Consider the following 13,533-nt stretch of genomic DNA (forward strand, 5'->3'; position numbering starts at 1 on the left):
AAGCAGAGGCCATCCATCGACCTCCGCGAGGACCCCCGGACTCTCCATCGCCCGGGCTTCATCGCTCGACCACAGCCCGCCGTCATCGAGAACGTGGATCCGACGCCCTCCCCGTCCGACGGGATGGAGAGATTATACGCCCCCCCTCTACGCGGACGGCAGATCGCCTCGGGAAAAGGCGATGTCTTTGATCGCGCGAGAGGGTTTTGTGACTATCGGACTATAATTCCGGGAAATGCCGGCACAGCGTCACGGCTCACCTCCCCGTCGGCCGCCCGAATGGGAGGTGAACCGCTTGAGAGCCTCAGGTCAGCAGGGTCTTCAGGACCGCGTCCAGCACGGGGCGGCCTTGCGCCGTGGCGGCGACGTTTTCCCCGGAGAGGGCGAGGAAGCCGTCGGCGAGGAGGTCGGCGAGCGGCGGGGCGGCGAAGGTCAGCCCGAGGGCGGAGAGGGCGGCGAGCGGGACGCCCTCGACGGTACGCAGGCCCAGCAGGACCCGTTCCTCGGCGGCCGCCCGCGGGTCCAGCACCTCACGTTCGGACCAGGGCGCACCCGCCTCGACTCCGCTGACGTAGTCCGCGATCCCCCGATGGGCCACGGTGGCCGTTCGCATACCCTCCAGCGTCAGCCGCCCATGCGCGCCGGGGCCGACGCCGAGATAGTCGCCGCCACGCCATATGTGGAGGTTGTGGGCCGAGCGGGCCGGGACGCCGCTGGCGTGGTTGGACACCTCATAGGCCTCGAACCCCGCCCGCTCGAGCACTGCCTGGGTGGTCTCGTAGAGGGCGGCCGCTGTGTCTTCATCGGGCGGCGTCCAGTCGCCCCGGGCGACGGCGCGGCCGAAGGCGGTCGTGGGCTCGATGGTCAGCTGGTAGGGCGAGACGTGCTCGAAGCCGAGATCCAGCGCCTCGGTCAGTTCGGCGGTCCAGCCGCTCACGGTCTGACCCGGGCGGGCGTAGATCAGGTCGATCGAGAGGCGGTCGAAGGCGCGCGCCGCCATGGCCACGGCCCGGCGCGCCTCGTCGGCGGAGTGGTTGCGGCCGAGGAAGGCCAGGGCCGCGCCGTCCAGCGCCTGCACCCCCATCGACAGGCGGTTGACCCCGGCGGCGGCAAGCGCCGCGAACCGGTCGGCCTCGGCGTCGGTCGGATTGGCCTCGAGGGTGATCTCGACCGGGCCGCGCGGCGGGAACAGGGCTTGCGCGCGTTCGATCACCGCCGCGGCCGCTTCCGGTTGCATCAGCGACGGGGTGCCGCCGCCGAGGAAGATCGAGGCCAGCCGGCGGGGGCCGGTCAGCGCGGCCTGCGCCTCGAGATCGGCGAGAATGGCCTGGACCAGCGCCGCCTGTTCCTCCCGCCGGCCCCGGGCGCGCACGACATTGAAATCGCAATAGGGGCAGATGCGGGCGCAGTAGGGCCAGTGGACGTAGAGGGCGAGATCTGTGCCGGGGTCGGGGATCATCGCCGATGCTCTAAACGGTTCCTTCTGCCGATGGGAGACGGTGGCGCATGGCGCCGGATGAGGGTCGATGGCGAAGCGGCCAAGCCGCCCCCGGACTGTCGACGCTCACCCTTCCGCACAAGGACGACGGCCGGCGCCGCCGTGCGCTCAAGCCCTCTCCCGGCGGGAGAGGGTCAATCGATGAGCGCCGCCTTCAGCTTCTCGAACGCCCTCGCGCGGTGGCTGATCGAGTCCTTCACCGCCGGGTCCAGCTCGCCGAAGGTCTGGTCATGGCCGTCCGGAAGGAAGATCGGATCGTAGCCGAAGCCGCGGTCGCCGCGCGGCGGGAAGGTCAGCCGGCCCTCGACACGGCCCTCGACCACCACCGCGGGACCGTCGGGCCAGGCCACCGCCAGGGCCGAGGTGAACCACGCGCGGCGATCGTCCGAGCCGGCCTCGTCGAGCCGCTCCTCGACCCGGCGCATGGCGAAGGCGAAATCCTTGTCCGGTCCGGCCCAGCGGGCGGAGAAGATGCCTGGGGCTCCACCCAGGGCGGCCACCGACAGGCCGGAGTCGTCGGCCAGGGCGACTTCGCCCGAGCGGTCCGCCGCGTGGCGCGCCTTGAGCAGGGCGTTGCCGGCGAAGGTGGTCTCGGTCTCGTCCGGCTCCGGCAGATTCAGCGCGGCGGCGGTGACCACCTCGTAATGTCCGCCCAGCAGGGCCTCGATCTCGGGGACCTTGCCCGGATTATGGGTCGCCGCGACGATCCGCATCCCCTTGATAAGCTTGAGTTTCATGCCGATCACGCGCCCTGCAACAATCCATTGCCAAAGTTTAATATCGTTAAACGATATGTAACATGACTTCCAGCCATGCACGGCCTATCTATTAACCCAAGGACGGACGCCGCAACGTTCCCCGATACGGGCCAAACCGGCAAGATCGATGCAGCGGCACAACCAACGAGGGGTGAAAACATCCCTCACTCAGGATCAACAGAGAACGACTATGAACACCATGAACGCTTCCTACTTCATCGAAAAGGTCGGCCACGGCATCCTCAACGCCTTCCTGCTCGCCGCCCTGCCGACCGCGCTGGTCGCCACGCTCGTCCAGGCCCTGTGATCCTGCTTCTGCTCACCGGAGCTTTGACGATCTGCATGACAAACGCGATGTATAAGACCGCGTGCGGGTTCGCCGGACCCCACGCGGCATCCTCGCCTGGACTTCCGGCCTGAACGAGGCCCGCATGCGATTCCCGAAGACGACATCGCTCGGGATCCGCACCCCTTCCCTTCCCCGTCTGAACCTGGTCTCGATCTCCAGCGTGGCTGGAACGGCGTGCGCCGTCGCCTTCTGGGTCCTGGCCATCGGCGCCGTCCTCATCCCGTCCGCCGTCGTGGCGTTGAAAGTCTTCGGCACCCCCGTGGTGACCGCAGGGACCGGCGACGAGGCCATCGTGATCCCCCTGCCCTGGGCCTATGTGCTGCTGGTGGCCATCGCCGCCTTCGCCTACCTGGCCACCTCCGCCCTGATCTTCCGCCTGCTGATCGGCATCGTCGCGACGCTGCGCGTCGGCGACCCTTTTCATCCGCAGAACGTGCGCCGCCTGCACCAGATCGGCGCAGCCTTCGCCACGGTCACGCTCGGCGTCTGGGCCGGCCAGTTTCTGGTCGCCCGCTTCGTGCGCGGGGCCATGGCGGCGCCCAGCCTGTTCGACCTGATCACCCCGTCGTTCGCCGTCGTCATCATCGTCGTCATCGCCGAGGTCTTCCGCGAGGGCGCGCGCCTGCGCCGCGAGTCGGAACTGACCATCTGAAAGGACAGCCGGCCGGCTTTTCGTCGCCGCGCCCATCGGTATAGAGAGGTCCCATGGCCATCCGCGTACAGCTCGACCGCATCCTCCTCGAACGGCGCATGTCGCTGACCGAGCTGGCGGACCGCGTCGGCGTGACCCTGGCCAATCTGTCGATCCTCAAGACCGGCAAGGCGCGGGCCATCCGCTTCACGACCCTGGACGCCCTGTGCCGCGAACTGAACTGCCAGCCCGGCGACCTGCTGACGCAGACGCCCGGTCCGCAGGATCCCGGCTCCGACGAGGACCCGGACGGAAACGCCCCCGGCACCACATGAGCCGCCGCGACGACCTGAGCCCGGAGGACCGCCGGATCTGGGCGCGGGTCGCGGGCTCGGTGAAGCCGTCGAAGCCGAAGAAGGCGCTGCGCATCATGCCCGGCGTCGCCGATCCCGAACCGCCGGCCGCGCCGCCGCCGAAAGGGCCCGTGAAGGCCCGGGCAGTCCCGGCCCCCTATGTCCCGGCGAGCCCGGCCCCGACCCGACCGCGGGGCCTGCCCGAGGAACTGGAGCCTCGCCGCCAGCGCCGCCTGTCGCGCGAGCGCGATCCGATCGAGGCCCGCATCGACCTGCACGGCTTCGGCCGCTTCCAGGCCCAGGACGCCCTGACCGCCTTCTTGACCACGGCGCAGACGAGAGGCTACCGGTCGGTGCTGGTCATCACCGGCCAAGGCCGGCGCGGCGGCGGCGTGATCCGCGCCTCGGTCCACGAATGGCTGCAGAGCCCCGGCCTGCGCGGGGTCGTCTCGGGGTTCGCCCCGGCGGCGCGCCGGCACGGCGGCGACGGCGCGCTGTATGTGACGATCCGGAGGGTCTGACGGCTCGTCACCCCACCGCGGCCAGTTGCTTGATGCGGGCCGAGTAAAGGGCCGCCATCGCCGCCGGGTCGAGCGACTGGTTTCTCTCCGCGAGAAACTCGCGCTGGCTGGCCCGCAGAGTGGTCCGGGCGGCGCTCAGGGCCCTCGCCCGGGTGTAGGCCGCCGCCATCCTTCGATCGAGACCGGCCAGAGCCGCATCGCCGCATATGAGGCGCTCCGCGGGAGTGCGGGCGCCGCCGCAATCGAAGCTCGGACCGCGCGCGTTCAGAGGCTCGACATAGGAGGGCGGCGTATAGCCGAGTTCACCGAGGTACCATTGCAGGGCCTCCGGGAACGTGGCGAAAACCTGCTCCACTCCTTCCGGGCAGGCGCCCGCCGTCCTGATCCGGCACGCGGCGGGATAGTCCCAGTCGTCCATCTGGTCATAGGAACGCAGCATGAAGGCCCAGGCGGACTCCAGGGCGCCCGTCCTCGCAGCCGCCGCGACGAAGGCCGCGCACGCTCCGTTGGAACCGCCGGCGCAGGCCTGTCGCGCTTCCGGAAGATAGGCCGCGAACTCGGACCTGAAGCGCGGCTCCGCCGAGACATCCCTGACCCGGCCTTCGACGACTTGCCGGATGGTCGGCGGCGCCCAGCTGCCGGCGTAGCTGGTGAAGGCGTACAGGAAGCGTTGATCGACGAACTCGAACTCCTTGACGCCGTCTCCGTCGATATCTCTGGGCAGCGACATGCCGTCGCCGTCGAAATTGCCAAGATCGATGCGCCGCCAGCGGTCCCCGTCCCGCTCCAGAACGACCAGGGCCGTGCAGCAGTGCGCGCCGCCACTGAAGCTGGAGAACAGCACCTGGCGGGACGGATCGTCCGCTCGAAGCTGGACGACCGCGAACTGGCCGGCGGTGTTGGTCCATCCCGCCGCCTCCCCCGTGATCCCGGTGACCGTGCCGTCGTCGGGCCGCACCGTCAGGCGGGGCGCGTCGATATCGTCGACCTTGACCACCGCCATGGCGAGGGTCAGGCCGGCGATGCGATAGGGGCCCCCGCCAGTGTCGCTGGACCATTCGATCCAGGTGTTTTCCGGATGGGTGGACGGCGCCGCCGACGGAGCGACAACCGTGTCCGCCGCGGCCGCCACAGGGTTCGCGACATGGACCTCCCGCAGCACGAACCGTGGCTGAAGGAGCGCGATCCCGCCAGCGAGGGCGACTGCCGCCGCTACGCCGCCGATGATGAAAGGCATGCGCGCCTCCCACCAGGGCTTTGGATCCTCAAGTCCGCGACTCTTGCGCTCCATGCCCCCGCCCCCATGCATCGATCAGTCCGGGCCGGAGCCTAGCGCCAGACCGGCCCCTTTCGCCAGCTGCTCCAGCGAGGTCATCGGCCTCGGCCCCCAGTGGGCGATGACTTCGGCGGCGGCGAGGGAGCCCAGCTTGCCGGCGTCCTCCAGGGACAGGCCGCGGGCGAGGCCGAGCAGGAAGCCAGCGGCGTACTGGTCGCCGGCGCCGGTGGTGTCGACCACCTTGTCGACCGGGAAGGCGGCGACCTCGACCCGCTCGGCGCCGCCCTCGCCGAACACCACCGAGCCCTTCGGCCCGCGGGTGACGGCGGCGACGTCGACGATGCGGCCCAGGTGGGCGGCGGCGTGGTCGAAGTCTTCGGTCTCGAACAGGGCGTGCAGCTCGGCTTCGTTGGCCAGCACGATGTCGGTCGAGGCCTCGATGAAGGCCAACAGTTCGGCCCGCCAGCGATGGACCACAAAGCTGTCCGACAGGGTGATGGCGACCTTGCGGCCGGCGGCGTGGGCGGCGGCGGCGGCCGCCTCGAAGGCGGCTCGGGCCGGGGCGGGGTCGAACAGATAGCCTTCGAGGTAGACGATGGCGGAGGCGCCGATCAGGTCCGCGTCGATGTCCTCGACCCGCAGCTGGTTGGCGGCCCCGAGGAAGGTGCACATGGTGCGCTGGCCGTCCGGGGTGACGTTGATCATGCAGACGCCGGTGGCGCCTCCGGCCAGCGGCGGGGTCGTGAAGTGAACGCCGACGGCGTGGATGTCGTGGGTGAAGACGCCGCCCAGCTGGTCGTCGGCCACCTTGCCGATATAGGCCGCGCGGCCGCCGAAGGAGCCGACGCCGGCGACGGTGTTGCCGGCCGAGCCGCCCGAGGCCTCGACCCCCGCCGCCATCGCCGCGTAGAGCGCCGCGCTTCGTTCCGCGTCGACCAGCTGCATCGAGCCGGCGGTCAGGCCCTGCGCCTCGAGGAAGCCGGAGTCGCAGGGGGCGAGGACGTCGACGATGGCGTTGCCGACGGCGCAAACGTCGAAGGAGGGGGTCCGGGTCATGGCCGCGGGCCATAGCGGCTGCGGGCGGGAATGGCCAGCCGGGGCGCCGCCCTCCTTATGGGCCGACAAGGAGAGCCATGTTGCGAAGCGCCGGCTTTCCGGCGAAGAGCCGGCCATGACCCGTATCGCCGTGCTGACCCCCGACCCCGCCGATTCCTCCTACGCCGGCCAGTGGCCGACCGTGCTCGAGCGCCTTTCGCTAGCCCTGGCCGGGGCGGACATCACGGTCGTGCCGACCCCGTGGACGGACCATGTCGACCGCGCCGACGGCCTGAGCGGCTATCCGCTGGTCCTGCCGCTGATCGTCTGGGGCTATCACCGCGACCACGGCCGCTGGCTTCAGGCCTGCGCGACCTGGGTCGAGGCCGGCGTACGGATGTTCAATCCGCCGTCGGTGATCGGCTGGAACTCGGACAAGGCCTACCTCGGGCGGCTGGCGGATCAGGGCGTGGCCATACCCCCGACGGTCTGGGTGGAGGGCGTCGATCAGGCCGACGTCGACGCGGCCTTCGTCCGCTTCGGAACGGAGGTGATCATCGTCAAGCCGCGGGTGTCGGGCGGGGCGTGGAAGACGCTGCGCCTGTCGCGCGGCGAGCGGCTGGCCGATGCGCCGGAGGGGCCGGCGATGATCCAGCCCTACCTGCCGTCCATTGAAACCGAGGGCGAGACCTCGCTGCTCTTCTTCGGCGGACGGCTGAGCCACGCGGTCAACAAGCGGCCAGTGGCGGGCGAATTCCGCATCCAGGTCCAGTTCGGCGGTCAGTACGCGGCGCTGGCGGAGCCGCCGGCCGGCGCGCTGGCGCTGGCGGAAAAGACGCTCGCCGCCATCGACGAGGACCTGCTCTACGCCCGCATAGACATGGCGCAGGGACCGGACGGCGGCTGGCTGCTGATGGAGGCCGAACTGATCGAGCCGGACTTCTACCTCGGCTCGGCGCCGGAGGGCGGACATCGGTTCGCGGAGGCGGTGAGGGCGCGGCTCTAGACCGCCTCCCCCAGCGCCTGAAGCCCCGCCCGCCACGGGCACAGGTCGCTGATCACGCAGGCGCTGCATTTCGGCTTGCGCGCCGTGCAGGTGTAGCGGCCGTGCAGGATCAGCCAGTGGTGCGCCTTGGGCAGCCACGGATCAGGCACAACCTTGTGCAGCTGGGCCTCGACCGTGTCGGGGGTGGCGGCGTTGGCGAGCCCGAGCCGGTGCGAGACGCGGAACACATGGGTGTCGACGGCGATGGCCGGCTCGATCCCGAGCTCGTTCAGCACCACGCTGGCGGTCTTGCGGCCGACGCCGGGCAGGGCCTGCAACGCCTCGCGGTTCAGCGGGACCTCGCCGCCGTATCGCTCCAGCAGGATGCGGCTGAGGGCGATGACGTTCCTGGCCTTGCCGCGGTAGAGGCCGATGGACGAGATGAACGGGATCAACCCCTCCTCGCCCAGCGCCAGCATCTTCTGCGGCGTGTCGGCGACGGCGAACAGGCGGTCGGTGGCCTTGTTGACGGAGACGTCGGTGGCCTGGGCCGACAGGGCGACGGCGACGACCAGGGTGAAGGGGCTGGAGAAGTTCAGCTCGGTCTTCGGGTCCGGCATGACCCGCGACAACCGTTCGAAGATGGCCTCGACCCGGTCCTCGCCCGGCGGCCAGCCGAGGACGGGGACGATGGCGCCCGTCATGACGGCGGGGCGTCTGGGCGCTGGCTTCGCCGTCCGGGAACGCGGTTTCGATGTCACGGGTCTGGCCATCCGGTTTCATCAATCGGGCGGGTTCCGCCAAGGGAGGCCACCGTCGGGTTTCGAGCGCCGGGGTCAAGCCCGCTGACGACGGTTGCCCGACGTTCCAGGCGGCCGCCCTTGGTTCGCTACCTGGCCGGATGCGCCCGGTGCATTGCTCGCTCCGTGCGGGTCGGGTGGCGTCGCCGGTTTCATCAGCCGCTCGGCTTCAGCACCTGCGAGATACCGTCTGCGCTGGGCGAAACTGGTCCAGACGAATATACGGCGCCTCTGCCGAAGGCTCGCTGACGGCCTTGACGCGGTCCGTCCTTCAAAACAAAAGTCCGTGGCGCAAGGGAAAGCTGAGAGTTCATGAGCCGCGTCGAGCTTATCCGGGCTATTTTGTCCCGGCTGGATGAAAATGTCGCAGTCGACTGGTCCAAGACGGCGGAGGGAACTCCGACCCGCTACGCCATCATCGACGATCTGTTGCCGGAGGAGATCACCCGGCGCATCCACGGCTGTTTCCCCCCGCAGGCCGAGGGCTTCAGGGTCCTCGACTCGTTCCGGGAAAAAAAGCGACAGGCGTTCGACTTGTCGAACCGACCGGAGCTGCTGGCGGACATCGTCTATGCTCTGCAATCAAAACCCGTCGTGGAGCGGATTGGAGAGCTGACCGGGATCGAGGGGCTGGATGGCGACCCCACCCTGTACGCCGGCGGGGTGTCGATGATGCTGCCGGGCGACTTCCTCAACCCGCACATCGATAACAGTCACGAGGCGACGCGGCGTAAATACCGGCGGATAAACTCCCTGTTCTATGTGACCCCGGACTGGGTCGAGTCTAATGGCGGGAACCTGGAGCTGTGGGACGACAAGGTCTCCGAGCCGGTGACCATCGTCTCAACCTTCAACCGGCTTGTCCTGATGGAAACCAATGACCGGTCGTGGCATTCGGTCAGCCCCGTAGTCGCCGGGCCGCCGCGGTGTTGTGTGTCCAACTACTATTTCTCTGAAGCATCACCGAACGGGGAAGAATATTACCACGTCACCTCGTTCACCGGACGGCCCGAGCAGCCCCTGCGTCGCCTGTGGTGCAGTGTAGACAACGCAGCACGCCTGTTCGCCCGCAAGGCCCTCAAGCTACGCCGTCGGGCGGACGCCGGATATGTTCAGGGGCGGGCCCAGGCGGAAGCCTAGGGTCGCCGCACCTGCCGAACAGGCCCGGCGCAGGAAGGTCCCCTCGGGAACACAGGCGGCAAGGCGTCAACCGCTCACGAGACCGAGGGTAGCCAGCGCCTCCTCCGCCGCCCGTTCGCCCTCCAGCCACGCGCCATGCGCCGTACCGTAGAAGCTCTGCGACGTCGCCTCGCCGGCGATGAAGATGCGGTTGTCGACCGGGGCCTTCAGTCGCGCCCGATCACCAGTGTGATGCGGGAGAGCGTGGGAAAAGACCCCGCGGGACCACGGGTCGGCGCCCCACATCGAGGCGGCGACAGCTGCGATGCGCTTGCGGAAGGACGAGCCGAGCAGGTTGGCCAGTTCCTCCGAGGCGAAGGCGAAGAGGGCGGCCTCGCCCTCGGCCTCCAGCTGGCGGGCGATGCCGCCGCCGAACCATGCCTCGATCATCGGCCGGCCGAACGGGCGCAGGTGATAGCCGCCGGTTTCGGGCGTGTCGGAGCGGCCCCACAGCTGGCTATCCTTCGGGAAGTCCTCCGCGCCGGTCACGCTCAGGTGCAGCTTGGAAGCCAGGCCGAGCGGCAGGTGGGCGGCGGCCTCCGCCAGCTCCGGCAGAGGCGGGTCGAAGCGCACCGCCTCCGCCGCGATCAGATCGGTGGGCAGGGTGAGGATGACGGCGCGGGCCTCGGCGCTACCCTTCGCCGTGTCCAGCCGCAGGGTCGGGCCGGAGCGGTCGACGCGGCTGACCGGGCAGTCCAGCACGACCGGCGCGCCGGCACCCAGCCGCTCGACCAGTCGGCCGTAGCCCTCGACCACCCGCCAATTCACGTCCGTGTCGCGGTAGGCGTCGTAGTCCTGGATCGACACCTCGGCGAAGCGCGCGCCATTCAGGGCGCCGGAGATGGCGTCGATGCGGGCGTTCCAGCGGCTGTCCGGGTCGAACAGTTCGGAAGCGGGCCCTTCGCGGCCCTGCGCCGCCGCCTCGGCAACCCGCTTCTCGAAGGCGCCGAACTCGGCCTGTTCGGCGGCCGACATCTCATGATCGAAGGCCTGGCGCTCCCACGGCGGCGGGGTGCGGTCGATGGTGAGGCCAGCGGCCTCCGCAAGTTTCGCCAGCGGGTTCTCGTCGGCGGAGTGCAGCCAGCCGCAGCCCAGGTCGAGGGCGACGCCGTCACGCTCGATCGTGTGGGCGCGGCCGCCGATCCGGTCCCGCGCCTCGAGGACGATTACCGACAGCCCCGGCCGCACCAGCCGGCGGGCGGCCGCGATGCCGGCCGCGCCCGCGCCGATCACGGCGACATCGACGGAAGACGGCAGGGTGGCGGGGCTCATGCGGGGTACTTCGGTGCGCGACGACGGCAGCGCAAGCGCCCCAAGGCTTGGCGCGAGCGCCCGCGGGGTTTAGGCAGCCCCCGTCTGTTCCCCGGAGTTCCCCATGCTGATTCACCTGTCGTCCTGGCCCGAGATCGATGCGCGGCTGAAGACCACAAAGACCGTGGTGGCGCCGATCGGCTCGAACGAGCAGCACGGGCCGACCGGCCTTCTGGGCACCGACTGGCTGTGCCCCGAGATCATCGCCCATGCGGCCGAGAAGCAGGACGAGAACCTGATCGTGGCGCCGACCTTCAACATCGGCATGGCGCAGCACCACCTGGCCTTCGCGGGCACCATCAGCCTGCGCCCGTCGACCTTCATGGCCGCGATCACCGACTGGGTCTCGTCGCTGAGCCGGCACGGCTTCGAACGGATCTATTTCCTCAATGGCCACGGCGGCAACGTCGCCACCATCGAGGCGACCTTCGCCGAGATCTACGCCGAGTGGAGCTTCGTCGAGGAGCGGCCGCCGTTCGTGCTGAAGCTGCGCAACTGGTGGGACCTGCCGGGCGTGACCAGCCTGTGCAACCGGATGTTCCCGAAGGGCCACGGCATGCACGCCACGCCGTCGGAGATCGCGGTCACCCAGGCGGCCTATCCCGACCGCATCAAGACGGCGGAGATGAGCCCGCAGATCGCGCCGGTCGGGCCGATCCGCGACGCGCTGGACTACCGCGCCCGGTTCCCGGACGGCCGCATCGGTTCCGACCCGCTGCTGGCCAGCCCGGAGAAGGGCCGCGAGATCATCGACGCCGCCGTCACCGCCCTGCTGAAGGATGTGGCCGACTTCACCGCCGAGGTCTTGCCGTAGGCGGCGGCGCGGCGCACGGTCGACCGATGTCGCCGATCAAACACGCCGCCCGCACCGCCCGCGCCGGGCAGGAACTGCTCCAGGCCTCGGGCGACGTGATCGCGCGGCGCCTCGAGATCGTCGCCGACGGCCTGCGCGATCCGCTGAAGGCCGATCTGCGCGAACTCAGCCTGATGGGCTCGGAAAAGGTCGAGGCCCTGACCGCCTCGGCCGCCGTCGGGCTGAACACGGCGGCGGGCATGGCGGCGACCACCGCCGCCGTCGTCAGCCGCGAGACCGCGGCGGCGCAGGACGCGCTCGGCGCCGTGCTGAAGGCGTCCAGTCCCGCCGAGGCGGCGCTGGCGCAGGGGGCCTGGGCCACGGCGGCGATGGGCCGGGCGGTCAGCGACGGCTGGGCCTTCGGGGCGACGATGCTGAAGCTTCAGGCCGAGGCGCTTTCGCCGATCCACGCCGCCGCCGTCGCCAATGCGAAGCGGTTGAAGAAGCAGGAGCCGTCGCTCTCCCTCCCCGTTCGGTGAGGGAGACCCGCTGTCACTACCGGAACGGGGGCTCGTCGAAGGCCCTGAGCTTGCGGGAGTGCAGGCGGGAGCCCTCGGCGCGGAGCAGGTCGACGGCCTGGATGCCGATCTGCAGGTGTTCGGAGATCGAGCCCTCGTAGAAGCGGTTGGCCTGGCCCGGCAGCTTGATCTCGCCGTGCAGCGGCCGGTCCGAGACGCACAGCAGTGTCCCGTAGGGCACGCGGAAGCGGTAGCCCTGGGCGGCGATGGTGGCGCTCTCCATGTCGATGGCCACGGCCCGGCTCTGGTTGAAGCGCTGGGCCGACCTGGCGTAGCGCAGCTCCCAGTTTCGGTCGTCGGTGGTGACCACGGTGCCGGTGCGCAGGCGGCGCTTGACCTCCTCGCCGGGCGCGCCAGAGACCATCTTGGCGGCGTCGTAGAGGGCGCGCTGGACCTCCGCGATCGACGGGATGGGGATGTCCGGCGGCAGCACGGCGTCGAGCACGTGGTCGTCGCGCAGATAGGCGTGGGCCAGGACGTAGTCGCCGATCACCTGACTGTCGCGCAGGCCGCCGCAGTGGCCGATCATCATCCAGGCGTGGGGCCGGGTCACGGCGAGGTGGTCGCAGATGGTCTTGGCGTTGGACGGGCCGACGCCGATATTGACCAGGCTGATGCCGTTCCAGCCTGGCGCGGTCAGGTGATAGGCCGGCATCTGGTGCTTCTTCCAGGCGGCGTCCATGACCACCTCGCCGGGGTTCGGCGTGTCGCGGGTGACGACCACGCCGCCGGCGCAGACCAGCCGGTCGTAGGGGCTGGCCGGATCGGCCACCTGGGCGCAGGCCCAGCGCACGAACTCGTCGACGTAGCGATTGTAGTTGGTGAACAGGATGTAGGACTGCACATCCTCCACCGGCGTGCCGGTATAGTGGCGCAGGCGGGCCAGCGAGAAGTCGGTGCGCAGGCCGTCGAACTGGGCCAGCGGGAAGTCGCGGCCGATGTCGAACAGGCCGTCGGAGATCTCGTCGCCGATGTGGGCCAGGTCGGTGGTCGGGAAATGGCGCGCCACGGCGGCGGTCTGGCTGCGGTCCAGCGCTACGTCCGAGCCGTCCATCACATAGGGGAAGGGGATCTCCTGCTCCGACGGGCCGACATCGAAGGTGGCGCCGTAGTCTGCCTCGAGCAGACCCAGCTGCTCGGTCAGATAGGGCCGGAACAGCTCGGGCCGGGTGATGGTGGTCGAATAGACGCCGGGGCGCGAAAGGCGGGCGTAGGCCCGGCTGGCCAGATTGGCGGGCCGGTCGCCGAACCAGCTGACCCTCAGTTCCGGATAGGAGAACAGGCCGCGGGCGCGCGCCTCCGGGTCCGGCTTCTCGCCGGTGGCGAGGAAGGTCTGCACAGCCTGTCGGAGGTTGGCGACGGATTGGTTGTAGAGGGTTTCGAGGCGGTCCAGAGCCGCCGGGCCCGTCATCGGGCCGGTCATCATGTCTGTCATGGCCCCAGATAGCGGACAAAAATGACCTTGG

The 13,533-nt window shown here is 69.9% G+C and carries 14 protein-coding genes; 7 read left to right on the forward strand and 7 right to left on the reverse strand.

Going from position 1 to position 13,533, the window contains the following annotated elements; genetic code table 11:
• Positions 1–304: 304 nt before the first annotated feature.
• Together hemW and rdgB are read right to left on the reverse strand one after the other, a co-directional pair.
• Positions 305–1,459: a radical SAM family heme chaperone HemW gene (gene hemW, locus VEC04_RS08495; protein WP_324775800.1), complete on the reverse strand. Its 1,155-nt coding sequence runs from the start codon at positions 1,457–1,459 to the stop codon at positions 305–307.
• A gap of 173 nt (positions 1,460–1,632) precedes the next feature.
• Positions 1,633–2,235 carry an RdgB/HAM1 family non-canonical purine NTP pyrophosphatase gene (gene rdgB / locus VEC04_RS08500; protein ID WP_324775802.1) on the reverse strand — a complete coding sequence of 201 codons (603 nt, stop codon included), beginning with the start codon at positions 2,233–2,235 and terminating at the stop codon, positions 1,633–1,635.
• 452 nt (positions 2,236–2,687) lie between these two features.
• Between rdgB and VEC04_RS08505 the strand changes: the two genes are divergently transcribed.
• The 3 genes from VEC04_RS08505 to VEC04_RS08515 are packed head-to-tail and all read left to right on the forward strand — an operon-like array spanning position 2,688 to position 4,110.
• Entirely contained in the window at positions 2,688–3,257 is a 570-nt protein-coding gene (locus tag VEC04_RS08505) for a DUF2975 domain-containing protein (protein WP_324775804.1), read from the forward strand.
• Positions 3,258–3,310: 53 nt separating this feature from the next.
• On the forward strand, positions 3,311–3,571 hold the full coding sequence (locus VEC04_RS08510) for a helix-turn-helix transcriptional regulator (RefSeq protein ID WP_324775806.1): 261 nt from the start codon (positions 3,311–3,313) through the stop codon (positions 3,569–3,571).
• On the forward strand, positions 3,568–4,110 hold the full coding sequence (locus VEC04_RS08515; protein WP_324775808.1) for a Smr/MutS family protein: 543 nt from the start codon (positions 3,568–3,570) through the stop codon (positions 4,108–4,110). Before VEC04_RS08510 ends, VEC04_RS08515 begins: the two co-directional genes overlap by 4 nt.
• A gap of 7 nt (positions 4,111–4,117) precedes the next feature.
• Here VEC04_RS08515 and VEC04_RS08520 read toward each other — a convergent pair whose 3' ends face one another.
• Positions 4,118–5,347: a lysozyme inhibitor LprI family protein gene (locus VEC04_RS08520; RefSeq protein WP_324775810.1), complete on the reverse strand. Its 1,230-nt coding sequence runs from the start codon at positions 5,345–5,347 to the stop codon at positions 4,118–4,120.
• A 75-nt stretch (positions 5,348–5,422) separates the two neighbouring features.
• Entirely contained in the window at positions 5,423–6,442 is a 1,020-nt protein-coding gene (locus VEC04_RS08525) for an adenosine kinase (protein ID WP_324775812.1), read from the reverse strand.
• A 115-nt stretch (positions 6,443–6,557) separates the two neighbouring features.
• On the opposite strand from VEC04_RS08525, the gene VEC04_RS08530 reads away from it, so the two are divergent.
• The gene (locus tag VEC04_RS08530) at positions 6,558–7,427 is read left to right on the forward strand and encodes a transporter (protein WP_324775814.1); all 870 of its coding nucleotides are present in this window, start codon (positions 6,558–6,560) and stop codon (positions 7,425–7,427) included.
• Here the strand turns inward: VEC04_RS08530 and nth are convergent.
• On the reverse strand, positions 7,424–8,110 hold the full coding sequence (gene nth, locus VEC04_RS08535; RefSeq protein WP_324775816.1) for an endonuclease III: 687 nt from the start codon (positions 8,108–8,110) through the stop codon (positions 7,424–7,426). The genes VEC04_RS08530 and nth overlap by 4 nt on opposite strands.
• Positions 8,111–8,518: 408 nt before the next feature.
• Here nth and VEC04_RS08540 point away from each other — a divergent pair, with 408 nt between their 5' ends.
• On the forward strand, positions 8,519–9,346 hold the full coding sequence (locus tag VEC04_RS08540; RefSeq protein ID WP_324775818.1) for a 2OG-Fe(II) oxygenase: 828 nt from the start codon (positions 8,519–8,521) through the stop codon (positions 9,344–9,346).
• A gap of 66 nt (positions 9,347–9,412) precedes the next feature.
• Here VEC04_RS08540 and VEC04_RS08545 read toward each other — a convergent pair whose 3' ends face one another.
• Complete coding sequence (locus VEC04_RS08545; protein WP_324775820.1) at positions 9,413–10,657, reverse strand: NAD(P)/FAD-dependent oxidoreductase; 1,245 nt, start codon at positions 10,655–10,657, stop codon at positions 9,413–9,415.
• 103 nt (positions 10,658–10,760) lie between these two features.
• On the opposite strand from VEC04_RS08545, the gene VEC04_RS08550 reads away from it, so the two are divergent.
• Together VEC04_RS08550 and VEC04_RS08555 are read left to right on the forward strand one after the other, a co-directional pair.
• Complete coding sequence (locus VEC04_RS08550) at positions 10,761–11,510, forward strand: creatininase family protein (RefSeq protein ID WP_324775821.1); 750 nt, start codon at positions 10,761–10,763, stop codon at positions 11,508–11,510.
• Positions 11,511–11,536: 26 nt separating this feature from the next.
• Positions 11,537–12,028: a phasin family protein gene (locus tag VEC04_RS08555; RefSeq protein WP_324775823.1), complete on the forward strand. Its 492-nt coding sequence runs from the start codon at positions 11,537–11,539 to the stop codon at positions 12,026–12,028.
• Positions 12,029–12,044: 16 nt separating this feature from the next.
• Here VEC04_RS08555 and VEC04_RS08560 read toward each other — a convergent pair whose 3' ends face one another.
• Positions 12,045–13,502, reverse strand: a complete 1,458-nt coding sequence (locus VEC04_RS08560; RefSeq protein ID WP_324775825.1) for an AMP nucleosidase — start codon at positions 13,500–13,502, stop codon at positions 12,045–12,047.
• Positions 13,503–13,533: the final 31 nt, after the last annotated feature.

It is taken from the genome of Brevundimonas sp., assembly GCF_035626535.1.
Lineage (GTDB): Bacteria > Pseudomonadota > Alphaproteobacteria > Caulobacterales > Caulobacteraceae > Brevundimonas.